The sequence below is a fragment of the Methylobacterium sp. UNC300MFChir4.1 genome (genome assembly GCF_900110155.1).
Lineage (GTDB): Bacteria > Pseudomonadota > Alphaproteobacteria > Rhizobiales > Beijerinckiaceae > Methylobacterium.
The window spans coordinates 91,532-112,919 of sequence record NZ_FOCS01000019.1 but is presented as its reverse complement, the minus strand read 5'-3'; the positions used below and the strand labels follow the sequence as shown (position 1 = coordinate 112,919).

The 21,388-nt window shown below is 68.9% G+C and carries 28 protein-coding genes and 1 riboswitch; of the genes, 20 read left to right on the top strand and 8 right to left on the bottom strand.

The window, feature by feature from the left end:
- The 5 genes from BMY19_RS22595 to nikA form a co-directional block, all read right to left on the bottom strand.
- A partial coding sequence (locus BMY19_RS22595) for an ATP-binding cassette domain-containing protein (protein ID WP_100252998.1) occupies positions 1-689 on the bottom strand: 689 nt, incomplete at its 3' end.
- Complete coding sequence (locus tag BMY19_RS22590) at positions 686-1,468, bottom strand: ATP-binding cassette domain-containing protein (RefSeq protein ID WP_100252997.1); 783 nt, start codon at positions 1,466-1,468, stop codon at positions 686-688. The genes BMY19_RS22590 and BMY19_RS22595, both read right to left, overlap by 4 nt.
- Positions 1,465-2,316, bottom strand: coding sequence for a nickel ABC transporter permease subunit NikC (gene nikC, locus BMY19_RS22585; protein ID WP_100252996.1), 852 nt, complete (start codon positions 2,314-2,316; stop codon positions 1,465-1,467). The genes BMY19_RS22590 and nikC overlap by 4 nt, the downstream gene beginning before the upstream one ends.
- A complete protein-coding gene (gene nikB / locus BMY19_RS22580; protein ID WP_100253003.1) occupies positions 2,313-3,257 on the bottom strand; it encodes a nickel ABC transporter permease subunit NikB in 945 nt (314 codons plus the stop codon). Before nikB ends, nikC begins: the two co-directional genes overlap by 4 nt.
- Positions 3,258-3,268: 11 nt before the next feature.
- A complete protein-coding gene (gene nikA / locus BMY19_RS22575) occupies positions 3,269-4,810 on the bottom strand; it encodes a nickel ABC transporter substrate-binding protein (RefSeq protein WP_244534982.1) in 1,542 nt (513 codons plus the stop codon).
- A 323-nt stretch (positions 4,811-5,133) separates the two neighbouring features.
- Positions 5,134-5,343: riboswitch (cobalamin riboswitch) on the top strand.
- A 118-nt stretch (positions 5,344-5,461) separates the two neighbouring features.
- Here nikA and BMY19_RS22570 point away from each other — a divergent pair.
- The 10 genes from BMY19_RS22570 (at position 5,462) to BMY19_RS22535 (ending at position 14,073) form a co-directional block, all read left to right on the top strand.
- Positions 5,462-7,432 carry a TonB-dependent receptor plug domain-containing protein gene (locus BMY19_RS22570; protein WP_100252994.1) on the top strand — a complete coding sequence of 657 codons (1,971 nt, stop codon included), beginning with the start codon at positions 5,462-5,464 and terminating at the stop codon, positions 7,430-7,432.
- A gap of 8 nt (positions 7,433-7,440) precedes the next feature.
- Entirely contained in the window at positions 7,441-8,274 is an 834-nt protein-coding gene (locus BMY19_RS22565; protein ID WP_100252993.1) for an ABC transporter substrate-binding protein, read from the top strand.
- Complete coding sequence (locus BMY19_RS22560) at positions 8,271-9,317, top strand: FecCD family ABC transporter permease (RefSeq protein ID WP_100252992.1); 1,047 nt, start codon at positions 8,271-8,273, stop codon at positions 9,315-9,317. The genes BMY19_RS22565 and BMY19_RS22560 overlap by 4 nt, the downstream gene beginning before the upstream one ends.
- Complete coding sequence (locus tag BMY19_RS22555; RefSeq protein ID WP_100252991.1) at positions 9,314-10,093, top strand: ABC transporter ATP-binding protein; 780 nt, start codon at positions 9,314-9,316, stop codon at positions 10,091-10,093. The genes BMY19_RS22560 and BMY19_RS22555 overlap by 4 nt, the downstream gene beginning before the upstream one ends.
- 13 nt (positions 10,094-10,106) lie before the next feature.
- A complete protein-coding gene (locus BMY19_RS22550; RefSeq protein WP_100252990.1) occupies positions 10,107-11,072 on the top strand; it encodes a DUF6925 family protein in 966 nt (321 codons plus the stop codon).
- A gap of 11 nt (positions 11,073-11,083) precedes the next feature.
- Positions 11,084-11,632 carry an AAA family ATPase gene (locus tag BMY19_RS22545; protein ID WP_100252989.1) on the top strand — a complete coding sequence of 183 codons (549 nt, stop codon included), beginning with the start codon at positions 11,084-11,086 and terminating at the stop codon, positions 11,630-11,632.
- 262 nt (positions 11,633-11,894) lie between these two features.
- A complete protein-coding gene (locus tag BMY19_RS31665) occupies positions 11,895-12,017 on the top strand; it encodes a hypothetical protein (RefSeq protein ID WP_280141641.1) in 123 nt (40 codons plus the stop codon).
- Between the two features lie 18 nt (positions 12,018-12,035).
- On the top strand, positions 12,036-12,443 hold the full coding sequence (locus BMY19_RS22540) for a 3-isopropylmalate dehydratase small subunit (protein ID WP_210186927.1): 408 nt from the start codon (positions 12,036-12,038) through the stop codon (positions 12,441-12,443).
- Between the two features lie 413 nt (positions 12,444-12,856).
- The gene (locus BMY19_RS30540) at positions 12,857-13,171 is read left to right on the top strand and encodes a hypothetical protein (protein ID WP_139215666.1); all 315 of its coding nucleotides are present in this window, start codon (positions 12,857-12,859) and stop codon (positions 13,169-13,171) included.
- 590 nt (positions 13,172-13,761) lie between these two features.
- Positions 13,762-14,073: a hypothetical protein gene (locus BMY19_RS22535; RefSeq protein WP_139215665.1), complete on the top strand. Its 312-nt coding sequence runs from the start codon at positions 13,762-13,764 to the stop codon at positions 14,071-14,073.
- Positions 14,074-14,226: 153 nt separating this feature from the next.
- Here BMY19_RS22535 and BMY19_RS22530 read toward each other — a convergent pair whose 3' ends face one another.
- Together BMY19_RS22530 and BMY19_RS22525 are read right to left on the bottom strand one after the other, a co-directional pair.
- Positions 14,227-14,829 (bottom strand): hypothetical protein, encoded by a 603-nt coding sequence (locus tag BMY19_RS22530; RefSeq protein ID WP_139215664.1) that lies wholly within the window; start codon positions 14,827-14,829, stop codon positions 14,227-14,229.
- A gap of 90 nt (positions 14,830-14,919) precedes the next feature.
- On the bottom strand, positions 14,920-15,369 hold the full coding sequence (locus tag BMY19_RS22525; RefSeq protein WP_100252986.1) for a hypothetical protein: 450 nt from the start codon (positions 15,367-15,369) through the stop codon (positions 14,920-14,922).
- A gap of 372 nt (positions 15,370-15,741) precedes the next feature.
- Here BMY19_RS22525 and BMY19_RS31005 point away from each other — a divergent pair, with 372 nt between their 5' ends.
- The 10 genes from BMY19_RS31005 to BMY19_RS22475 all read left to right on the top strand — a co-directional run bounded on the left by BMY19_RS31005 (position 15,742) and on the right by BMY19_RS22475 (position 20,512).
- The gene (locus BMY19_RS31005; protein WP_170863022.1) at positions 15,742-15,954 is read left to right on the top strand and encodes a hypothetical protein; all 213 of its coding nucleotides are present in this window, start codon (positions 15,742-15,744) and stop codon (positions 15,952-15,954) included.
- Positions 15,947-16,804 (top strand): 3'-5' exonuclease, encoded by an 858-nt coding sequence (locus BMY19_RS22515; protein WP_170863021.1) that lies wholly within the window; start codon positions 15,947-15,949, stop codon positions 16,802-16,804. The genes BMY19_RS31005 and BMY19_RS22515 overlap by 8 nt, the downstream gene beginning before the upstream one ends.
- Positions 16,801-17,199: a hypothetical protein gene (locus tag BMY19_RS22510; protein ID WP_100252984.1), complete on the top strand. Its 399-nt coding sequence runs from the start codon at positions 16,801-16,803 to the stop codon at positions 17,197-17,199. The genes BMY19_RS22515 and BMY19_RS22510 overlap by 4 nt, the downstream gene beginning before the upstream one ends.
- The gene (locus tag BMY19_RS22505) at positions 17,196-17,552 is read left to right on the top strand and encodes a hypothetical protein (protein WP_100252983.1); all 357 of its coding nucleotides are present in this window, start codon (positions 17,196-17,198) and stop codon (positions 17,550-17,552) included. The genes BMY19_RS22510 and BMY19_RS22505 overlap by 4 nt, the downstream gene beginning before the upstream one ends.
- Positions 17,553-17,625: 73 nt before the next feature.
- On the top strand, positions 17,626-17,964 hold the full coding sequence (locus BMY19_RS22500) for a hypothetical protein (protein WP_100252982.1): 339 nt from the start codon (positions 17,626-17,628) through the stop codon (positions 17,962-17,964).
- Between the two features lie 132 nt (positions 17,965-18,096).
- Positions 18,097-19,053: a hypothetical protein gene (locus tag BMY19_RS22495; protein ID WP_139215663.1), complete on the top strand. Its 957-nt coding sequence runs from the start codon at positions 18,097-18,099 to the stop codon at positions 19,051-19,053.
- Positions 19,053-19,295, top strand: coding sequence for a hypothetical protein (locus tag BMY19_RS22490; RefSeq protein ID WP_100252980.1), 243 nt, complete (start codon positions 19,053-19,055; stop codon positions 19,293-19,295). Before BMY19_RS22495 ends, BMY19_RS22490 begins: the two co-directional genes overlap by 1 nt.
- Positions 19,288-19,785, top strand: coding sequence for a hypothetical protein (locus tag BMY19_RS22485; RefSeq protein ID WP_139215662.1), 498 nt, complete (start codon positions 19,288-19,290; stop codon positions 19,783-19,785). Before BMY19_RS22490 ends, BMY19_RS22485 begins: the two co-directional genes overlap by 8 nt.
- Before the next feature lie 140 nt (positions 19,786-19,925).
- Positions 19,926-20,255: a hypothetical protein gene (locus BMY19_RS22480; protein ID WP_100252978.1), complete on the top strand. Its 330-nt coding sequence runs from the start codon at positions 19,926-19,928 to the stop codon at positions 20,253-20,255.
- Positions 20,255-20,512 (top strand): hypothetical protein, encoded by a 258-nt coding sequence (locus BMY19_RS22475; RefSeq protein WP_100252977.1) that lies wholly within the window; start codon positions 20,255-20,257, stop codon positions 20,510-20,512. The genes BMY19_RS22480 and BMY19_RS22475 overlap by 1 nt, the downstream gene beginning before the upstream one ends.
- Positions 20,513-20,546: 34 nt before the next feature.
- Here BMY19_RS22475 and BMY19_RS22470 read toward each other — a convergent pair whose 3' ends face one another.
- Complete coding sequence (locus BMY19_RS22470; protein WP_100252976.1) at positions 20,547-21,140, bottom strand: metallophosphoesterase; 594 nt, start codon at positions 21,138-21,140, stop codon at positions 20,547-20,549.
- Between the last annotated feature and the right edge of the window lie 248 nt (positions 21,141-21,388).

Below are 21,388 nucleotides of genomic sequence, written 5' to 3'. Positions count from 1 at the left end.
ATCCGGCCGGCGTCGAGAACTACGACCCGATCCGCGAACCGGCGCGCCAGACGGATGTCATGCGTGACGAGCAGGAAGGCGGTTCCCTGTTCATGTCGCAGGACGGCGAGGCGGTCGAGGATCTCGATCTGTAGCGGCGCGTCCAGGTTCGAGACCGCCTCATCGAGCACGACGAGCGCAGGGCGGGTAGCCAGCGCCCTGGCGAGGCCGACGCGCTGCACCTGGCCGCCGGAGAGCTGGCTCGGGAGCCGCGCGATCACGGATGGGTCGAGACCGACGAGAGACAACAGCGCATGGACCCGTGCTCGCCTCTCCGTCGCCGAGAGGCCGGTCAGATGCCGCAACGGCTCCGCAATCGTGCGGCCTACCGTATGGCGCGGGTTCACCGCCGAGAGCGGGTCCTGAAGAACCATCTGGACCGCCGACCTGAATGCTCGCCGCCCCGCGTCGTCGAGCCTGGCTAGACCCATTCCGCGAAACCGCACGACACCGGCAGAGGGGCGTTCCAGGCCGAGGAGGAGGCGGGCCAGCGTGCTCTTGCCCGAACCGCTGCGTCCGATCAGGGCGACGCACTCGCCATCCTCGATGGCGAGGTCGACGTCTGCGAGGACGGGTCGTGGCGCGCCGCGGCGCCACCCGGTGCCCGCGTAGACTTTGCCGAGCCCATGGGCGGACAGGAGGGCCGTCACCGCGCGACCTCGTGAAGGGCTCGGTGAGCCGCGAGCAGCGCCCGCGTCTCCGGTCGGTCCGGCCGTGCGAAGACTGATGCCGTGCCGCCCGTCTCGACGATCCGCCCGTCCGCCATCACGGCCATGCGATCAGCGAGGCGGGCGACGACGCCCAGATCGTGCGTGACGATCAGGAGCCCGAGGCCTCTGTCGCGCACGAGGGCTGCCAGCAGGTCGAGGATGCGAGCCTGGGCGACGAGGTCGAGATCCGTCGTCGGCTCGTCGGCGACCAGGAAGGGAGCGCTCGCGAGCAGGGCGAGCGCGATCATAGCGCGCTGGAGCATGCCGCCGGACATCTGGAACGGGTAGAGGTCCGGCACCCGCGGATCGTCGCCGAGCCCGACGGCTGCCAACGCCTCGCGCATCGCCGCCCGGCTCTCGGTGCGCTGAAGTCCCACAGCCGCGCCGGTTTCACCCGCATGGTCACCTATCGTGCGCAGCGGGTTGAAGGCCGAGCGGGGAGCCTGGAGCACGGTGGCGACCGTCCGGCCGCGGAACTCAGCTGGCGCCACCGCCGTGCCGTCGAGGTGGACGCGACCGGCGACGCGCCGGGTCCCAGGCGGCAGCGTGTCGAGGAGCGCCGCGCAGGCCAGCGACTTGCCCGAGCCACTCGTGCCGACGAGGGCCAACACCTCGCCCGTGCGCATCTCGAACGATGCGTCCGCGACCAGCGGCACGGCCTCGGCTCCGCGCCGGGTCTCGACGCGCAGGTTCTCGGCCCGGAGCACGCGCGGGCTCATAGGCCCCGCTCCGCAACGAGTGTCGGGTCGAGGCGGTCGCGCAGCGCGTCGCCGAGCTGGTTGAACGCGAGGACGGCGACGGCGATCGCGAGCCCCGGCCAGACGACCAGCAGGGGCCGTGTCCAGAAGAAGGTTCGGGCCTCGTTGATCATCACGCCCCATTCCGGGGTCGGAGGCTGCACGCCGAGGCCGAGGAAGGACAGGCCGGCGACGTGGAGGGCCATGTGGCCGACGTCCAGGGTGGCGAGCGCCGCGAGCGGCGGCAGGACCCCCGCCAGCACGTGCTCGACGAAGACCGCCACCGGCGATGCCCCCGCGATCCGGGCGGCCAGGACGTAGTCGCGCGTCTTGAGTTCGAGGACGAGACCTCGGACGATGCGGGCATACCAAGCCCAGTGGGACAGGGCGATGGCCGCGATGACGTTGACGAGGCCGGTGCCGAACGCGCCGATCAGGAACAGCGCCAGCACGAAGGTCGGCACCGTCAGGAACACGTCGCACAGGCGCATGAGCACGGCGTCGGTCCGACCTCCCAGCATGCCCGAGACGGCACCGACCCCGAGGCCCAGCGCCACCACCAGGGCGAGGGCGGCCGCGACGGCGCCGAGCGTCGTCTGCGCACCGGCGATCAGCCGGGACAGGATGTCCCGTCCGAGATGGTCGGTGCCGAGGGGATGGAGGAGGCTCGACGATTCGAAGCGGGCCGTGAGGTTCACCGCCAGGGGGTCGTGCGGCGCGGCCAGCGGTCCGAGAAGCGCCAGCAGCAGGATCACGATGGCGAGTGCGCCGGGGACCGTGACCGATCCCAAGCCCGTGCGGGCCACCCGCATGGAAGCGTTCGGCCTCACGCCGTCGCCTCCCCAGCAAGGCGCATGCGCGGATCGAGCCAGGCATAGGCGATGTCGACCGCGAGGTTGCAGAGGACGAACACCGCGGTCATGACCAGGGTGAAGCACTGGATGACTGGGTAGTCGCGGTTGTAGATCGCCGAGACCGCGTAGCGGCCGACGCCCGGCCACGAGAAGATCGTCTCGACCACGAGCGCACCGCCCAGGAGCTCGCCGACATGCATGCCGGTGGCGGTCACGACCGGCACCAGAGCGTTGCGGAAGACGTGTCGGCGTCGAACGGTTCGCTCGGGGAGCCCGCGCAGGCGCGCATAGAGGACGTGGCGCGTCCCCGCGACCTCCAGCATGCTCGCCCGCAGGAGGCGCGCGTTGACCGAGAGGGACATCAGGCAGATGGCCAACGCCGGCATGACGAGATGCGCGAGCGTGCCTCGGCCCATCGGCGGCAACCAGCCCAAAGTGACCGAGAAGAGGGCTACGAGGAGGAAAGCGATCCAGAAGTTCGGCAGCGAGACGCCGAGCACGGCGATCCCGCGCACGAGGCGATCCTGCCAGCCGCCGCGATGGGCGGCCGCCCAGGCGCCGAGCGGCAGGCTGACCGCGATGGTGACGGCGAGCGCGGTCCCGGCCAGTTCGAGGGTCGCGGGCAGGTAGCCGAGGAGCTCGGGCAGGACCGGCCGGCGCGTGACGTAGGAGAGGCCGAAATCCCCTTGCAGGGCGCGCCACAGCCAATCGAGGTATTGGACGACGAATGGTCGGTCGAGGCCGAGCAGGATGCGTGCGTCGGCGAGGGCGGCGTCGGTGGGAGGTATCTGCGACAGGCGCAGGTAGTCGAGGGCCGGGTCGCCCTGGCCAAGCCGCAGCATCACGAACACGAGGATCGACACGCCGAGCAGCATCGGCGGGATCAGTGCGAGGCGGGCGGCGATGAAGCGGAGCATCGGCGTGGCGGTCATCGGGCTGCCGGCCGCATGGCAGCGAGGGGGATCTCGTTGATCGTCGCGCCGAAGCCGACGTCCGTTATCGAGGTACGATGAACCTCGATGGCCACGGCGTGAGAGATCGGCAGGTAGATTGCGGCCTCGTGCAGTGTGGTCAGCAGCTTGGCATAGAGCCGTCGGCGCTCGGTCTCGTCGGTCGTGGCGAGCACTTCCGCGATGGTCGCGTCGATGCCCGGCTTCTCCGGCAGCCCGACCTGCGCCTGATAGTCTGCGTGTGACGGGGTGCGCATCGAACTGATGAAAGAGGCGGGATCGTAGGGCGGCCCCCAGGTCTCGCCGAAGATCAGGCCAAAGCGGCCATCCTTCTGGCGGGCCAGGATCGAACTCTCCTCCTCGCCGATCAGCCGGACGTCGATGCCCACGCGGCTAAGATCGGACTGGAGAACCTCGGCAATCGCGCGCTGCTGGGCGTTGGTCCCGACGAAATCGACCTCGACGGCGAGGCGGCGTCCGTCCTTTGCACGCACGCCGTCGCGCCCGAGCGTCCAGCCGGCCGCGTCGAGCATGCGGGAGGCCGCGCCCCGGTCGAAGCCATAGGGCTTCAGCCCGACGTCGGCGTACGGCACGCGCGGCGCGAATAGGAAATCGGCTCGTGGCTCGATCCCGTCGAGCACCGTCCGGACCAGCGTATCCTTGTCGACGGCATGGTTGATGGCGAGGCGGACCGCCCGATCATCGGTCGGGAAGCGCGCGGAGTTCATCGCCAGTACCCGGGTCGCCAGTGGCGGCGAGACCGCTGCGGCGAAGTTCGAACCCATTTGCCGGAGCCGGACGAAGGCTTCTGAAGGAATCTGCCCGGCCGCGCCGTAGACGAGGTCGATCTCACCCGTCTGCAGGGCCATGACGCGGGTGTTGGGATCGGGGACGACCTTTACGACGAGCCGGTCGAAGATGGGTCTCCGGCCCCAGTAGCCCGGATTGCTCTCGAACGTGTCAAAGACACCGAGCTGGGTGTCGACGAGCCGCCACGGCCCCGTGCCGACCGGCCCCCTGATGCCGACGGCCGTCGTACCGCCGGGGCCCAGGGCGCTCGGAGACAGGAACCGGAAGGGCCGCGGCAGGGAGAGTTCGAGTAGCGTTGGGTAGTGCGGCGCCTTCAGGACGAGGCGGAACGCCAGAGGCCCGACAACTTCAGTGCGCTCGATCTGCTGGACGAGATCGAGCCACGCGTGCCGCTGGCGGTTTGCCAGGATCGCGTCGAAGTTCGCCTTGACCGCGGCCGCGTCGAAGGGCGTCCCATCGCTGAAGGTGACGCTGGGGCGCAGGGCGAAATCGTAGGTCCGCCCATCCTCGGAGATGGTCCACGAGGTCGCTAGCCAGGGCTCGACCGATCCATCTCCGCGGTACTTCACCAAAGGCTCGTAGACGCTCGCCTGCGCGAACATCTGGTTGGGCGCGTAGAGGTGCGGGTTCAGCGGTCCGACGTTCGAGGGCCACGAATAGGTGAGTTGCCCGGCTGCTGTCTGGAGCGGTCCGAGGAAGCTTGCCGCCATCGCGGCGACGGCGAGGGTCGCCAACTTGATCATGTATCGGCCGCGGTATGAGGATCGCTGCAGAACGTCATACACTGCCCAAGCTTGACCGTGAACCGCATCCTACAAGGCAATCACCTCGACCGAAGATCGGACGACCATTGCTGAGGTGTTCAGCGTGCCCAACCTCTCCTGTGCGAGCGCGGCAGCCGTTCGTCGCTTTGCGAGGGTGTGACTTCGAGACGGATTGGCGGAAATCCAACCTGTCTTGACATCGACCGACGCCTCAGACGCCACACATCTGAACAACGTGTTTCCGTGCGTTGACGGATGGACACACCGCAGCTTAGCTTGGTCGAGACGGTTCCCCTCGGGGATCAAAAGGGAACGCGGTGAAGTCAGGCCCGTGAGGGCTCGGCCGATGCCGCGGCTGCCCCCGCAACTGTAAGCGGCGAGTCCTTCATCACGACGTCACTGGGCGGCCTCGCCCGGGAAGACGATGAGAGGGCGGTGACCCGCGAGCCAGGAGACCTGCCGTCAGCCGTGGTCACACGCGGAGCTTGCCGGGCGGGGTGTCCTGGGAGGTGTCGCGGCGTCGTGGTTCCTTGGAGGACGCGACCGCCGAGGCCTCGTTCGCGGTGACGTGCCACAGCCGTCCCCCGAGGCCGCCCCGTGTCCTGTTCCGTCCCCTCCGCGCTCCGGCGCACGCTGGCGCCGTCCTGCGCGGCATCCGCGCTGCTCGTCTCCATTCCCGCCCTCGCGCAGCAGGTCGCCGCGCCCTTCGCCGATGCCCAGGGAGGCGCGCAGGCCGCAGTCGCCCTTTCCGAGATCTCGGTCTCAGCCACCGGCGTGCCGACGCCGATTGCCAGCACGGGATCGAGCGTGACCGTGCTCACCGACCGCCTGCTTCAGGAGCAGCAGCGCCGGACGGTGCCGGATGCCCTGCAGCAGGTGCCCGGCCTCAACGTCGTGCAGACCGGCGGCTCCGGCGGTCAGACCTCGGTCTTCATCCGCGGCACCAACTCGAACCACGTGAAGGTCCAGATCGACGGCATCGACGTCAACGACCCCTCGACCCCAAACCGCGCCTTCGATTTCAGCCAGTTGCAGACCTACGACCTTTCGCGGATCGAGGTGCTGCGCGGGCCGCAGAGCGGCCTCTACGGGGCCGACGCCATCGGCGGCGTCATCTCCGTCGTGACCAAGCGTGGCGAAGGACCGGCTCGGGCAACGGCGACGGTCGAGGGCGGCTCGTTCGGAACCTTCAACCAGTTCGGCAACATCTCGGGCTCGGAGGGGATCTTCGACTACTCGGTGTCGGTCGGCCACATCCGGCAATCCGCCGTTCAGGTCACCCCGTTCGAACTGCTGCCCCGCGGCGTGCCGCTGCGGACGGCCTTCACCGACATCAAGACGGTATCGACCAAGCTCGGGGCGCAACTCACCGACGAGTTCCGGCTCAACTACGTCCTGCGCTTCTCCGACAGCGCTTATCTCGACCAGGCTGACGGCGGCTTCCCATACGTGCTGCTTCCGTACCGAAACCTCAATGACCAACAGCAACTGATCATGAGGGGCGAGGCCGAGTGGACGCCGGTGCCGGGCTTCCACAACGTCTTCGGGGCGAACTACTCGAAGTTCGACCGCCTGTTCGCGGGCCCGCTGGATCCACTCGCGCCGCCGACGCCCACCACCTACCTCGGCGAGCGAACCCGGTTCGACTACCGCGGCGACTGGCAGGTCTCACCCGGCAACCTCGTGCTGTTTGGGGCCCAGCGCGAGGATGAGCGCTTCGAAACGACCGGCATCGACCGATCCAACGGCAACACCGCCGGCTTCGCCGAGCTACAGACGACGCCCTTCGCGGGAGCCGCGCTGGTCGCCAACATCCGCCACGACGCGAACGACCAGTTCGGCGGCGCGACCACCTACCGGGTGGCGCCGAGCTACATCGTGCCCGGCACCGGGACCCGCCTGAAGGGCAGCGTCGGCACGGGCTTCAAGCCGCCGACCCTGAGCCAACTCTATCAGGACTACCCGGGCTTCCGCTTCTTCGGGAACCCAAACCTGCGGCCGGAGGAGAGCTACGGCTTCGACGGGGGCTTCGAGCAGCCGCTGTTCGATGGGTTCATGACCGTGGGCGCGACCTACTATCAGACCGACTTCAAGAACCTGATCCAGACGGCCTACTATCCGACCTTTTCCACCAACGTGAACGTCGGCCGTGCGACCGCCTACGGCACCGAGAGCTTCGTCGCCCTGCGTTTCAATGAGTTCTGGAGCGGGCGGCTGGACTGGACCACCACGGTGACGAAGGACGAGATCGCCCACCAAGAGCTGCTGCGCCGGCCACGCAACAAGGTCAGTGCGACCGCAATCTGGAACCTGATGCCGGGCCTGACCATGACCGGCACGCTCATCGTGCTGGGGTCGTTCGTGGACGGAAACCGCGACTTCTCCGTGCCCCGCCTGAAAGCCCCCGGCTTCACGCTGGTGAACCTCTCGGTCAACTACGCCTGGAGCGAGACCCTCACGGTGTTCGGGCGGATCGATAACCTGTTCGACCAGCGCTACCAGAACCCGACCGGCTTCCAGGGGCCGGGGCTCGCCGTCTACGGCGGCGTCCGCATGACATCGTTCTGAGGTCGCGGATGCCGTCGCGCCTCATGATCGCCCTCGTGGCCATCTTGTCCGTCGTGCCGTTCGGCGCAGCGGCGGCATCCGTGCGGGTGGTCTCGATGAACCTGTGTGCCGACGAACTTGTCCTGCGGCTGGCGGACCGCGATCAGGTGCTGGCCGTCACCTACCTCGCCCGTGACCCGCGCGGGTCGACCGTCGCGAGCGAGGCGTTCGGGCTGCCGGTAACGCGGGGGCTCACCGAGGAGGTCGTGGCCCTGAAACCCGACCTCGTCATCGCAGGTGCTTTCACGACGCGCACGACGGTGGGCATGCTCAAGCGCGTCGGTGCCCCCGTGCTCGAACTCGGTGTGCCGGCCGACCTCGACGGCGTCCGGGCGCAGATCCGGCAGGTTGCAGCGGCGCTCGGTCATCCCGAACGGGGCAAGGCGATGGTGGCGGCGCTCGATGCGCGTCTTGCCGCCATCGTCCCGGCCAAGCAGCCTCTGCGTGCCTTGGTGATGCGTCCGAACGCCTTCACGGTCGCGCCCGGCGGGCTCGGGGACGCGCTGATCCGCGCCGCCGGCCTCGTGAACGTCTCGGCCGAGATCGGGCGTGACCGCTTCGGGCAGGTGCCCCTCGAAGCCGCGGCGCTGGCGAACCCAGACCTGATCGTCGTCGACGAGGGCGCACCGGGCTCGCCCTCGCTCGCCGACACACTCCTGCACCATCCCGTCTTCCAGGCCTTCGCACGAGCGCATCGGACAGTCGACATTCCGAACCGCTTCTGGACCTGTCCGGGGCCACAGGTCGCGGAGGTCGTTGCGCGGCTCGCCGAGGCTGCGAATGCACGGGCGCCCGGACCATGAACGCCCCCGTCACCGCGCTCAGCCCCGCGGCATCCCGGCGCCTCGGCACGCCGCGGGGCCGGCGTTCCGTCATCGCTATCCTCCGCATCGCCGTCGTCGCGCTGACGCTCGCCTCCGTCGCCATCGGCTACGCGCCCTTCGACGTGCCCGCCGCCTTCGCAGACCTCGTCTTCGGTCGCACGACGCTGCCGGCCCTGGTCCTGTGGGAGCTTCGTGTTCCGCGCGCCTTGCTCGGCGGCCTCGTCGGCTTCAGCCTCGGCCTGACCGGCGCCGCGATGCAGGGCTACCTGCGCAACCCGCTCGCGGACCCCGGCATTCTCGGCATCTCCTCCGCGGCGGCGCTCGGCGCGGTCATCGTCTTCTACGGCGGGTTCGCTGCCACCATGAGCCTCGCCCTGCCGCTCGGCGGCATCGCCGGCGCCGGCGTCGCCGCGCTCCTCCTGAACGCGCTCGCCGCCCGCGGCAGCAGCACCCTCGGGCTGATCCTCGCAGGGGTCGGGCTGTCGAGCCTAGCCGGGGCTTTGACCGCGCTGGCGCTGAACCTGTCGCCGAATCCATACGCGGCCCTGGAGATCGTGTTCTGGCTGATGGGTTCGCTCAGCGACCGCAGCCTGGACCACGTGCTCCTGTGCCTGCCGCTGATGGCTGTCGGCTGGGGCCTGATGCTGTCGACCGGCTCCGCCCTCGACGCCCTGACGCTCGGCGAGGACACCGCCGCGAGCCTCGGGGTCGGCCTGGTCTCCGTGCGCCTGCGTCTCGTCACCGGTGCGGCCCTGGCGGTCGGCAGCGGGGTCGCGGTTACCGGAGCCATCGGCTTCGTCGGCCTTGTCGTACCGCATCTGATGCGACCGCTCGTCGGTGCCCGTCCCGGCGCCTGTCTGCTGCCGAGCGGCCTCGCGGGAGCGGTCCTGGTCCTCGCAGCGGATATCGGCGTGCGCCTGCTCGCCACCCGACCCGAACTCAAGCTCGGCGTGGTGACCGCGCTGGTCGGGGCGCCATTCCTGATCGTGCTGCTCCTACGCGGTCGCGGGAGGCGGGCATGAGCCTCGGTCTGCACGACGCCCGGGTGACGCTGGATGGACGGACCATCGTCTCGGACATCGGTCTGATCCTGGAGCCCGGTCGCTTCATCGGGCTGGTCGGCCCGAACGGAGCCGGTAAGACCACGCTCCTTCGTGCCCTGGCGGGGCTCATTGTCCCGACGCAGGGTCAGGTCACCCTCGACGGCCATCCGTTGTCCGGCTTGGCCCGCGAGGAACGGGCTCGCCGCATCGCCGCCCTATTCCAGGGTGCGGGGGTCGGCTGGCCGATGACGGTTCGCGAGATCGTGGCGCTCGGCCGGCTGCCGCACCGCCGGGCCTTCGCATCCCCCACCGAAGTCGACGATGCCGCGGTCGCACGGGCGATGGCGCGCGCCGACATCCTCCACCTCGCCGACCGAGCCGAGCCGACCCTCTCGTCGGGCGAGCGCATGCGCGCGCTGCTCGCCCGGGCTCTGGCGGTCGAGGCGCCTTGGCTTCTCGTCGACGAGCCGGTCACGGCCCTCGACCCGGCGCACCAGCTCGACGCCATGGCGCTGCTCCGGGCCATCGCGCGAGACGGTACCGGTGTCGTCGCCGTGCTGCACGATCTGACGCTCGCGGCCCGGTTCTGCGATCGCATCGTCGTGCTGGCCGGTGGCCGCCTCGTCGCCGACGATACCCCGGAGGAAGCTCTGACCGACGTCCTGCTTGCCAAGGCGTTCGGGGTTACGGCCGAGCGGGGCTGGGCTTCTGACGGATCCCGATACATCCTGCCCTGGGCGCGGTCCGGGGCTTAGACGGAGGAACGCGATGACGTCACCATCACGGGCTGACGCGGTCACGACCCTGCTGCGCGAGGCGTTGGCGGATCCCGGCACCGCCTGGAGCCTCGGCAGCTTCGGGGCCATCGCCGAGTTCATGCGCGATCCCGACGAGGCCACGTCGCCGCTGCCGGACGGGCGCATGGGTCTGGCGACGGAGCGGGGCGCCATCGCGCTCGCTCCCAGTCCCGACCTGCGTCCGGTGGCCTACGAGACCGCCGTCGCGACCGGCTGGAACCACGCCGTCGCCCTTTGCCTGCCTGAGGCGAGCTGCGCGATGAACCGGCGCGGCGCGGTAACGGAACTCGGCCCGGACCGGGACGCCGCCCGCGAACGGGACCGCGATGCCATCCTGTTCGACCTCGGCCTTGGTCTCCTCGCGGTCGATGCCTGCGTGCGCACGAGCGACCCGGAAGCCATCGCCTGTCTTCGGTCCGGCGTCGGGCTTCCCCTGTTCGACCCTGCGAGCTCCATCGGCCGCCAACTCGTCGCGCTGAGCCCCCACCGAGTCTTCCTCGCCCGGATCGGCCGCATCGAGGTCTACGCTTCGATCCCGGGCCCGGGCGGCACCAGCCCGGAGGGCCCTCACACTCATGTCCTGCCCAAGCTCCTGCGCGTGGGCCGCACGCACGCGGCGACCACGCCGATCCCGGCAGGCTGGGTCCCCTGCGCCGGCATTCATCCGGCCCACCCCTACAAGGACATGATGGGCCAGCGGATTGCCTTCGACGTCGGCCGGCACGACGCCTTCCAGACCCTCCTCGACCGGTGGGGTGATCCTGACTTGCTCGCGGCCAAGCGCGGCGGGGACCTCGACCCGGACAGCCTCGTATCGAACCGCCACGCGCAGGCTGCCCGCCGTGTCGCCGAGGTCCAGGCGCGCTACCTGCGCGGTGAGACCGTCGAGGCTGACCCCAAGCTCGACGAGGACGAGGACGCCGCCAACCATGCCTGACCCAGTGCTCCATGGACTTTGAGGCACCCCCGCGCCGGCAGCGGGTGGTGGGGCTGATCGGGTGCCCCGGCGCGGGCAAGACGACTTACGCGCGCCGGTACGACCCGCTGCAGGGCTGGGTGCACCTCACCCTGGACGACCTACGCCAGACATTCTGGCCACCGGACCGTCAGGTCTACTGGCAGGTGCGCCGGACGGGCTGGGACGAGGAGGCGCGCGGGCTTCTTCACAGCGTGAAGGTCGCTGCCCTGGATGCGGCCCTGGCAGCGGGGTTCAGCGTGGTGATGGCCGACACCCACCTGAACCGCGAGGTGTTCGAGGCCGAGCTTGAGGTCATCGAGCGATACGGTCTCTCGGTCGAGTGGAAGGTATTCGACCTTACCTGGGAGACACTCCTCGCCCGCAACGAGGCCCGCGGCGAGGTCGACCCGTCACATCGTCAGCCGGAGACCGTCCTGCGGTTGGCCTACAATGCCTTCCATGCGCCCGACGCTTGGTGGCGATCGCTTCCTCACGCCGAAGTCGAGTTTGTCGAGCCTCGAAACGTGCCCACCGTGTGAGCTGCAAATCGGCCACCACGCCGTAGCGAAGCTGTCCCCTTCGACATCTGCCTCTGGGATACCGTCGGGCCCGGCCAAGCGGTGACCAAAGGCGCATCCCCGCCATTGTAACAACGAAATATGTGTCTGCTTTCGGGATTCGGGCAGCCGCGCGTGAGTGACTGTCTTGGGCGCAAAGCGGAACGTCCGATCCGTATCTAAAGGTCAAGGTTGCCCCTGGGCCGGCAGGAGCCCGGCAGCGCGGCAGCTCTTGGACGTGATCATGCCCAAACAGTTCCTGAAAGACATCGACCGCAGCAGCCTCGACAGTGGCACGTTCCAGGACATGCGCGTCGACACCGCTGGCGCGCCGTGTCGCGACTTCGTGCTCAACCGGCCGGAATAGGCAAACGCGCGCGTCCTTGTGGTCGGACCGAACTTCGGTTGTGGCTCCTCGCGCGAGCATGCTGTGTGGGGCCTGATGCAGCTGGGAATCCGGACAATCATCGTCACGACTTTCGCCGGCATCTTCAACGACAACGCCGCCAACAACGGGCTGCTGTTAATTTCGATGGAGCCTGAGGAGGTGAGCACCCTCTCGGCGCAGGCGGTCGATCCCGCTCCCAACCGACTGACCATCGACCTACCCGCCCAACTGGTCCTGGCTGCGGACGGCACGCGGTTCGCCTTCGACATCTCGCCGGTGCGTAAGGACGCGCTCGTACGCGGACTTGACGCCATCGGGACTACCCTCGACCAAGCCGACGCGATCCGCGCCTTTGAGGCACGGCATCATGCCACCCAGCCCTGGCCGGTCCCACATGCGAGTTGACGGTCAGCGGCCTGCGGCGTTCACCTGCCTTGGGCCGCTAACCTTCGAGGAGATGGCCATCCCGGCGGCAATGAGCAAAGAATTCATAAGCGCCTATCGATGGAGATCCGAGCCGATGCCGCATGCACAGGACGTCGGCCCGCTGCCAAGGCGTTCTAGCCACGCAGCGTGACGAAGGCCCCTTATGGCTACGACCTCAATTTATTGATCGGCAACGGTACAACTTGCTAACATCTATGAGCGCGGCGACACGAAGCAGGATCATTCATTAACCTTAAAACGATCGCCTCAACAGAACCATTGCCTTCGGCAGACAATTAGTCTATTAGATCCTGCTGCCTTCTCCCCGCCCTTAAGGGCGGTTTAAACGTTAGTGCGACTTTACCACCCATCGTTGGGTGGATGTCAGTCATATGAGACTGGCGGCAGAGTGTTTGTCTATGTCTGACCATGAAGATGTAAAAACTGGCTATGTGCATCTTGCTCGCGAGGTGCACTATCGGAATCACGATGGGCTATTCAGTGTTGCAGCTAACCCGAACGAAACAGCGATCGATGCGGTCGTCCGAGCAGAAGTTGCTCGCAGCAAAAGTATTGATCGACTGACAATCAAGCAAAGCGCCGGCGGTTTCGATGGATCGTCCGTTTGGGACGTCGAAGGCTGGAAAAAGTATAGATCAATCTATCGCGCCAGCATCACTATCTTGTACGTGATAGCCGCAGAATAAATAGAACCAGTCTCGCGGGCGTCGCAGGAATGCGACGCCCGTTTGATTTGGATCCTAATCTTCGCTTTGATGCGTCTTCCACGGTGCGGGCGGAGCCAGAAATTGGATTGCTGCTTTGTGATCAAAATGAATGATTTAAATTAATCATTAGAACTCGTAAAATTGCTTTAATTGTGAGTGATGGGTCAGCGCAGCTGGGCGATAGGGGGCAGTCCCATCGCACCGGATTACCAAGATGCAGAAACGCTCGTTCACAGTGGTGCGGGAGGCCGACCGCCGCACGGGAAGGGCGTGCGGGTGTCGGTGCGCAACGAAATCCCGAAGCTGCGCCACGGCAGGTCGCACCGTGCGGTGGGGCTGCTCGAAGACGCACGTGCTTCCCCCACACGGCGTTACAGGATCGTCCCATCGGCGTTACAGACCCACGAAGTAACGGGGCGCTCCTCAACAATACGAACGCCCTCCTGCAGGGGGGTTTCGATGAAGACGATTACGTACTCCCGGCCAGGTGTGTGTTTACCCTGACGTGAATCGCGGCTTGCCAGGATTCGTCGGATGGCGATCTCATGTGCGAGACACAGGGGGCCGCCATGAACGCACACGCCATCGTACAGCCGCTTGACGCCGGCCTGCAGCGCCTCGCCGGGATCGCTTTCGACCTGCATCAGGATCGGGCCATCGCCCGCAAGGAGGCTGCCTACGAGGAGCGTGAGCGTTCCCTGTCGGCGGTCGGCAAGGTCGCCGCCCGGGTTCAGGGTGACGCCGTCACTATCGCTGCCCTGCAGGCTGAGGTTGCCCGGCTCCGTGGAGAGAACAACACCTGGCGCGTGCGGGCCCTCGGCGCCGAGGGCAAGCTCGCCCGGATGGCCGCCGCGATCCGCTCGATGCACTCGGCGGCATGAGGTCGGCACGTGTGCGCACGACAGTGGGCGCAGAGATGCTGACGATGTGTGCACAGGGCAAGGCACAATAGGCTGCAGCAAGATTTCCGAACAAAAAGAGGGCCGCCCCGGCATTCGAGGCGGCCCTCTTTCGTTCAGTGGTGGCTGGTGCGGTCAGGCGGCCCGTAGCGTCGTCGTCTCCGGCTGGTCGTCGATGAGGTCCTCCAGGATCGCGAGCGTCCGCTCCTGTGACGTCTCCTCTCGCGCGGGAGGCGGTCCGACGTCCGCCTTCTTGATCTCCCCGATGTACTGGATGCGGTCACCGATTTTCGCGAATCCGGGCTCGACGCGCGGCGCCCGGCATAGGGGCAGGTCGGCGATGGCCTTCACCCCCAGGACGTGCTCGCCGACCCTGCGCGGCCCATGCTGGGTCAGGCGGCCGAGGTCGGCGTCGGGCAGGCTGGCGACCCACCGGACGATGTCGTCCGGCACTGGGGTCATGTCGGGCGCCGGGTGGCGGCCACCGGACAGTTTCGACAGGGCGAAATCGAAACAGCGCTGACCCGCGTCGACAGTGACGAGCGGCAGGGGCGCGCCGCCGTCGGCGGGGGGCGTCGCCGCGACCCGCTCCATGGCCTCCTCGACGTCGTCACCGGCGGGCATCGGCAGGCTCGGGATCACCGACCGGAGCACGGCCTTGCCGCCTTCCCAGACGACCTTCGTAGCCGCCGCCATCGCCGCGATGACCGCGGCCAGCATTCGAGCGAACTTCCTCATTGTGGGTGGTGTCCTTCCCGTTCGTACGTGGTCCCGGTCTCGATTGTCGCCGCACGTACGAATGGCACCAGGGGCGCACGTACGGATTTTTCAGGCGCCCCAAATCCGCGCCGCGGCGGCCCGGGCCTCTGGGGTGTCGCTGCGGGCGATGGGCAGGCCGGCTTCGGTCATCTCGGCGTAGGAGGGCGCCCGGGCCCAGACCTGTAACCGGGTGGCGCGCTCGATGATCGCCCAGTAGCCCGCCCATTCGGTGCACGTGCCACCTTCGTAGCCGTGCCCCTCGCGCATGCGGAGGCGGGTCGTTTCGAGGCTCAGCCCGGCAGCCAGGGCGAGCCGCCGGTGGAGGCGGGCCTCGGCGCCGGTGGGGTCGAGCTCGTCAGCGGCGGCATCCATCGGCACGTCCGTGAGGGAGCCGTCGGCGCCTAGCCGGTGGACCGCGTGCGAGCCGCCCCAGTAGCCGGCGCCCCGGGATGACGTGCCGGCCGGCGTCGACACGAGGAGCGTGCCGGCCGGTGCGTCGACCTCGTGGACCGCGATCATGGCAAGTCCGATTCCCTCGAACCGAACAGCACGCTGTGGATAACCGTTCGCGACGTGACCTGTCGCGCGGTCGGCGAGCTCGGCGCGCCAGAGCCAGCGGTCAGCGGAGATACGGACGGAGATCATGCATTTAAAATAGCTAAATGCTTGGCCAATTACAAGCAATCCGGCACCGTTAACCAAGGTGGCCCCGCCTCCCTTGCACGGAATAAGTGGTATCATAAAAACTACCTTTGCCGTTTTATGATACCACTTAATATTGGCCCGCCCAATCTATTGAAACTGGTCATCGACGGTGGCATATACTGCTTGTCGCGACGGCGTTTTACTGCGCGGGGCAAGATGGTGCGGAGACGGACAGCCAGTAGATCGTTGTCGGGCCTGACGGTGCGCGAGCGCCTGATGCACGCCTGCGCCGCGGTCGGCGGGCAGCGGGCGTGGGCCCGGATGCACGGCGTGGCGCCCTCGTACGTGTCGTCCGTCGTCTCCGGCGATGCCGAGCCCGGCCCGAAGATCCTGAGCGCCCTCGGGCTGCGCCGTGACGAGCCGACCTACCGTCCAGCCGAGGAGCCCACCGATGAATGAAGTCGTTACCGTCGCGCCGCCCGGCGCGGCCTTCCACCCCGCCGACGAGCTCGCCTACGTGCGCGGGGAGCTCGACCGCCTCACCGGCCGCGAGATCGCCCTGACGCGGACCCTCGTCGCCGACAGGGAGTCCCGGGTCGGTTCGCTCCACCACGCCGTCGTCCAGCGCGTGTCCGGACGGGACGCCGTCGACATCGAGCGCCTGCCCGACCTGCGGGAGGTCCTCCGTCTGCTATCCAGGCCGGTGCTCTGCATCGACTGCGAGACGACCGGGCTGCATCCGCTCGACGGCGACCGGATGGTCTCGCTCGCGATCCTCCAGGCCCAGGTCTGCTCCACGACGACGTACGGTTCCGACCGTAGCCCGCAGTGGCAGCACGGCGAGGGCGTCGCACTCGAATCCCGCACCGCCTACGTGGCCGCGTTCAACCCCGAGGGGCGGAAGTCGTCTCCGGAGGCCCTGGCGGTGCACGGCCTGTCGGACGAGCGGCTGGCGGCCTGCGCGCCGTTCTCCGACCGGGCCCGCGATGTCGACGGCATCCTGACGGGACAGGACGACGAGTTCGGCGCGACGACGGTCGTCGCCCACAACGCCCCCTTCGACGTGGGCTTCCTCGACATGGAGTTCGAGCGCGCCGGCCGGGCCGTGTCGTGGGGCCCCATCGTGGACACCCGGCTCCTCAGCAAGATGCTCTGGCCCGAGGCGAAGGGCAGCCTCGATGCCCTGTGCGAGCGCCTCGGCGTCGACCGTGGCGACCGCGACGAGCGGCACGAGAGCCTCAAGGACGCGCGGTTGCTCGCACTCTGCATCCCCGGCCTCGTCGCCGAGCTTCGCCGGAGGGTGGCATGACGACCCGCACCGCGTTCGGGGACGGCCTCGTCACCCTCGACGCGCGCGAGACCCGCGCCCGGCTCGCAGAGGCGCTCGCGGCGGTTAAGGCGCACCCGGCCTTCGCAGCGGGCCCGCGGTCCAAGCTGTTGCAGGACGCCGTCGGCGCGGTCGAGCGGTCTCTCCTCATGGCATCCCGCGAGGCGATCCACGTCCTGGCCGATGCCCTGGCGGAGGCCGACCGGCCGCCCACCGCCGCCACGACCGCCGAGGCTCACGCGCAGATCGTCGAGGGCCTCGATGCCGACGCCCCGGCGCCCCCGTCGCGATCAGGCCCGCCCGTGCCGCCGCTCGGACGGGCGCGCGTCACCGTCCCTCCGCCGCGTCCCCGTCCCCAGCATCCGAGGCAGTCATGACCCACCTGACCTTTGACTTCCCCGAGGCACCCGTTCCAGCCGAGCTACCCGCCGGATACGTCTGGGACCTCTCCGGCTGCAGCGGGCGCGGCCCGGTCATGACCGCCCTGGCAAGCGTCGAGGGTGCCGCCGGGTCCGTCATCCCGCACCGCCTCCGGGCTTCCGCCGACGACATCCCGCTCATGAACCTCAGCGCGCTCCGCATCCGCGGGCGGGCGGTCGTCATCGGGGCGTGGGAGCCGGTCCCGGACGGGGAGCCCTGCAGGGGGACGCCACTGCGCCCGGATTTCTGCGGCGCGCCCGAGGCCATCGAGCTCACCGACTTCCTTCCCCGGGTCTGCTCACCGGCCTGAGGAGTCCGTCGACGCGTCAGGCGGTCAGTGGCGCCCAGAACAAAGAACCGTTCCATCTGATCCAGAGGCAGACATGGCCAAGAATGACTACCCCACAACGAAGGTGATCCCCGCATTCAGGAGGCCGGACGGAAGCTTCCGGCCGACCTGGGAATACCGCGGCGTCCAAATCGACGGCCTCGGCTTGAAGGGTTTCGTGATCGCGATCCGTGGTCGCCCGACATGCGTCACGTTGGGCGAGGCCCGCGACCGGATCGACGCCTACCACCGCCGCCGTGCCGGGCAGGCCCGCCGTCGTGTGCTGGCCTTCCTGGAGACGCCGGTGCGTCCCGGCGTGCTCGATGAGATCCAGTCGCCCGATTACGCCGACCTCATGGAATGCATGGCGGAGGACTGCGCGACCGCGGCCTGATCGGACACCCCGTCGCGCGCCAGGCGGCAGTGGCGCCCACGATTCCGAGCATCCCCCAGAACAGGAGAGCGCCCCGTGCGCGAGACCGACGCAAACACCAGGGCAGTCAGCATCATCGGTGAGACAATGCTGATGCAGCACCCCTTTCAGCCGACATACTTCGAGCTCGCCGCCATCGCCGTTCGCAGCTTGGCAGAAGCCGGCTTTGAGATCGTGCCAACGGTCCAGGACGAGCCCCTCTACGAGCAGAACGAGATCCGCTTGAGCGTCGGGCCCGGCGAGACCCCGTTGCCATCTATGCCTGCCGGGAGCGCCGCTCGCGTCGGAGAGGCGCGCCGGACTGGCGACTGGTCCGGGGTCTCCGACGCCGACTGGACGGCCTGGGTGAACGTCCTGCGGCGGGACGATCCCGCGGCCGCGGCGGAATTCCTGCCGACCTACGAGACCCTCGCCCGCCTGCACGGCCTCTACGTCCGGGGAGACGGTACGGTGACGCCGCTCGACAAGGCCGCCGTCGATGCCGGTGTGATCGGGATCATCGAGCGGGATATCAAGCCCGCGGCGGTGACGCTGGAGCCCGGCCGGATTGAGGAACCGCTAGCCGGCGCCAAGGCCTCGACACCGGAATCCGAGACTGGCTACGCGGAGGCCGTCCGCCTGATCCGCGAGGGACGGGCTTGGCCGGGCGCGATCACGAGGGCGCTCGGCGGAGCTTCGGCCGATGGGCCGGAAGGCAACGTCTGGACGCTCTACAACGAGCGCATGCGCACGATGGGTTCGGATGCCGAGCCCGACGACGAGGAGCCCGAGAAGGATACCTGGGGCGTCCGCGCGTGCCTCGCCGACGATATGGCCGAGCGGCACGGGTGCCGCGTCGAGCTCTCAGGCATCGACGACCCGCACATGCCCCTGACGTACGTGGACGACCTGACCGCCTATGCAGTCGTGACGGAGCGGGTGTCAGGACGCCTCGTCGGTATCGTCGAGTGCTGGCAGAGCGAGGACGGTGATTTCATCGTGCCGCGGACGTGGCTGGAGATCACCCTCTCGGCCTGGGTCACCAAGAGCACAGCGATGAGGGCCGCCTGATGCGCGCCCTCCTCACCCTCACCTGCGGCGGACCCGGGCGGGTCGCCACCTCCGCCGGGGCCATCGTCGCGATCCTGGCGGTCGCCTCGGGCAACGCGTCGGAAGTCCTCCGCGCCGGGTGGATCACGGGCATCGTGGCGTCGGGGTTCGTTTTCACGTTCGCCGTCCTGGCGATGATCGGGGCCGCCACGGGCGTCTGCGACGAGACCCCCGCTCCGCCGAAGGAGGCCGATCATGGCTGAGCACCGCCCCGTCCTCCGCCTTTCCCCGAGGCTGCCCCCGGTCGCCCGAGGGGCCTGCGCCGTCGTGCATCAGACCGAGACGGTCGTACTGCCGGAGCCGGTCGCCCCGGCGCAGGCCGAGGACGCGCCGCTCGCGGAGGTCCTCGCCACGGAGGCGGCCGCGCTCGCCGTCGTTGCCGATCCCATCGTGCTGGCCGCGGCGCGCCGGGAGGCCCGGGCGGCGTCGCTGGTGGCGGACCTCGACGCGGTCATCGCCCGGAACCCGCTCGACGCCGGGCCGATGCTAATCGACGGGAGGGAGCCGAAGCACCACGAGCGGTCGGCGGCGCTGGGCCTCCGGGCGGCTCGGTGCGGCGGCGCGGCTGCCCGGCTGCGGGCATACCTCCTCGACCGCGAGCATCCCCGGCACGCCGAGCTCGTCGACCTGCACGGGCGGCTCAGCGCCGAGGAGAAGCGTCTGTTCGCCGAATCGCGAGGGCTCTCCGCCTAGCGGCGCTTGTCGATTGCGACGCGACCGATACCATGGACCCGTGAGCAGGCATCGCCGCTCCTCGCTAGGGAAACCGCGACCATGACCGTGAAGACATCCACCCGCAGCCGCACCCCCTCACCGACGCCATCGAGGCCCGTATGGCCGAGGGCGGACCGCGCCGACCGTTCGAGTATCCCAAGAGCGAAGCGGCGCTGGAGATCGAGAGGTACCTCCCCGAGCCGTACGTCCTGAAGACCACCCGGGGGCGCCCTGTGGCGATCTGGCGGTCGGACGACCTCGGCGAGGTCTGCGTGCTCCTCGGTGTCGACCAACTGCCCCGCGATTTCGTGCGGCAGTTGGTGTCGATGCACGTCGCCGGCGTGAAGGAGGGACGTCGCGTCGAGAAGGTCCGTCGGCGGCAGGCCGAACTCGCGCGGGCCGCTGCGCCGGCGGACGAGGATGCCGCCGCGGCCCCGGGCATGCGCTGATGCGCGATCCCGATCTCCTGCGCCGGGCAGGCGAGGCCCTGTACGGTGACGGCGACTGGCGCCGGCCCATGGCGCGCCTCCTCGGGCCGCACCACCCGGACGGCCCCCGGGACGAGGTCGACCCCCGCTCCGTGTCGCGCTGGTCGAACGGGGGCCGGGAGATCCCGGACTGGGTCTGGCCGGTCCTGGCCCGGCTCCTCCGGGAGCGGGCCGCCGACGCAGCCGAGGTCGCCCGGGACATCGAGGGCGGCACCTAAACGAAGGGCCCCGGATCGTCTCCGGGGCCCTTCGTCATTCCGCGTCGTCGTCCTCGTCCGGGTCCGCCCCGCGCCGCTCCTCCGGCGGGTTCGGCGTCGCCGCCAGCCGGGGCAGGATCTCGTCCAGGGTCACCGGCCTGTACTGCCAAGCGTCCACGCCAACGTCGCAGGATTGGCTGGTCCCCTCGAACGCGCCGTGCACGTGCCCGAAGAGGTGCAGCGAGCCGTGGTAGGCGCTGTCCCAAGAGCGCAGCGGGAAATGGTCGAGGATGACCTTGTGCCCGGCGAGGCGGATGGTCATCCGGTCGTGGATGCTCTCCCAAGGCAGGTCCAGGGTGCGCTTCCTGTCGTGGTTACCCCGGATCAAGTGCTTCCGTCCCCGGAGTTGGGCGAACACCTCTGCGCAGCGCTCGGGGCTCGCCTTATGGGCGAAGTCGCCGAGGTGGTAGACGGTGTCGTTCTTGCCGACGCTGGCGTTCCACGCCTCGATCAGCAACCGGTCCATCTCGGCGACGTCGGCGAAGGGGCGGTCGGAATGGCCGATGGCTCCTTGGTGGCCGAAATGGGTGTCGGCCGTGAACAGGACGCGCCCGGTCGGGAAACGGGGGTCGGCGATCTTCTTGGTCATGGCAGCCTCCGTGAGGGGGGCTGCGCGCACGGCGTCACGCCCCCGGGGGTGTCGGTTGGTTCGTGTCGGGGGGCGCTATTCGGCGTTTCACGGGGGCCTCTCGGGCGGGGTCGAATCGTGAGGATCGCAGCTCGGGACGGGGGGTCAACCGGGTGAGCGAGGCAACCCTGGGCGATGGTGAAGGAAGGGTAAGCCCGACCGCCTCGAATGGACGGCCCGGTTGCGCATAAGGGCGCCGGACCGCCCCG

Coding starts and splice junctions, on each gene's coding strand:
- BMY19_RS22550 (WP_100252990.1), top strand. CDS start 10,107: ATGACGTCACCATCACGGGCTGACGCGGTCACGACCCTGCTGCGCGAG.
- nikA (WP_244534982.1), bottom strand. CDS start 4,810: ATGGCGGCAAGCTTCCTCGGACCGCTCCAGACAGCAGCCGGGCAACTC.
- BMY19_RS22555 (WP_100252991.1), top strand. CDS start 9,314: ATGAGCCTCGGTCTGCACGACGCCCGGGTGACGCTGGATGGACGGACC.
- nikB (WP_100253003.1), bottom strand. CDS start 3,257: ATGCTCCGCTTCATCGCCGCCCGCCTCGCACTGATCCCGCCGATGCTG.
- BMY19_RS31665 (WP_280141641.1), top strand. CDS start 11,895: ATGCCCAAACAGTTCCTGAAAGACATCGACCGCAGCAGCCTCGACAGT.
- BMY19_RS22515 (WP_170863021.1), top strand. CDS start 15,947: ATGAATGAAGTCGTTACCGTCGCGCCGCCCGGCGCGGCCTTCCACCCC.
- BMY19_RS22560 (WP_100252992.1), top strand. CDS start 8,271: ATGAACGCCCCCGTCACCGCGCTCAGCCCCGCGGCATCCCGGCGCCTC.
- BMY19_RS22480 (WP_100252978.1), top strand. CDS start 19,926: ATGGCCGAGGGCGGACCGCGCCGACCGTTCGAGTATCCCAAGAGCGAA.
- BMY19_RS22470 (WP_100252976.1), bottom strand. CDS start 21,140: ATGACCAAGAAGATCGCCGACCCCCGTTTCCCGACCGGGCGCGTCCTG.
- BMY19_RS22535 (WP_139215665.1), top strand. CDS start 13,762: ATGAACGCACACGCCATCGTACAGCCGCTTGACGCCGGCCTGCAGCGC.
- BMY19_RS22500 (WP_100252982.1), top strand. CDS start 17,626: ATGGCCAAGAATGACTACCCCACAACGAAGGTGATCCCCGCATTCAGG.
- BMY19_RS22505 (WP_100252983.1), top strand. CDS start 17,196: ATGACCCACCTGACCTTTGACTTCCCCGAGGCACCCGTTCCAGCCGAG.
- BMY19_RS22530 (WP_139215664.1), bottom strand. CDS start 14,829: ATGAGGAAGTTCGCTCGAATGCTGGCCGCGGTCATCGCGGCGATGGCG.
- BMY19_RS22510 (WP_100252984.1), top strand. CDS start 16,801: ATGACGACCCGCACCGCGTTCGGGGACGGCCTCGTCACCCTCGACGCG.
- BMY19_RS22490 (WP_100252980.1), top strand. CDS start 19,053: ATGCGCGCCCTCCTCACCCTCACCTGCGGCGGACCCGGGCGGGTCGCC.
- BMY19_RS22475 (WP_100252977.1), top strand. CDS start 20,255: ATGCGCGATCCCGATCTCCTGCGCCGGGCAGGCGAGGCCCTGTACGGT.
- BMY19_RS22565 (WP_100252993.1), top strand. CDS start 7,441: ATGCCGTCGCGCCTCATGATCGCCCTCGTGGCCATCTTGTCCGTCGTG.
- BMY19_RS22495 (WP_139215663.1), top strand. CDS start 18,097: ATGCAGCACCCCTTTCAGCCGACATACTTCGAGCTCGCCGCCATCGCC.
- BMY19_RS30540 (WP_139215666.1), top strand. CDS start 12,857: ATGAGACTGGCGGCAGAGTGTTTGTCTATGTCTGACCATGAAGATGTA.
- BMY19_RS22590 (WP_100252997.1), bottom strand. CDS start 1,468: ATGAGCCCGCGCGTGCTCCGGGCCGAGAACCTGCGCGTCGAGACCCGG.
- BMY19_RS22485 (WP_139215662.1), top strand. CDS start 19,288: ATGGCTGAGCACCGCCCCGTCCTCCGCCTTTCCCCGAGGCTGCCCCCG.
- BMY19_RS22545 (WP_100252989.1), top strand. CDS start 11,084: ATGGACTTTGAGGCACCCCCGCGCCGGCAGCGGGTGGTGGGGCTGATC.
- BMY19_RS22525 (WP_100252986.1), bottom strand. CDS start 15,369: ATGATCGCGGTCCACGAGGTCGACGCACCGGCCGGCACGCTCCTCGTG.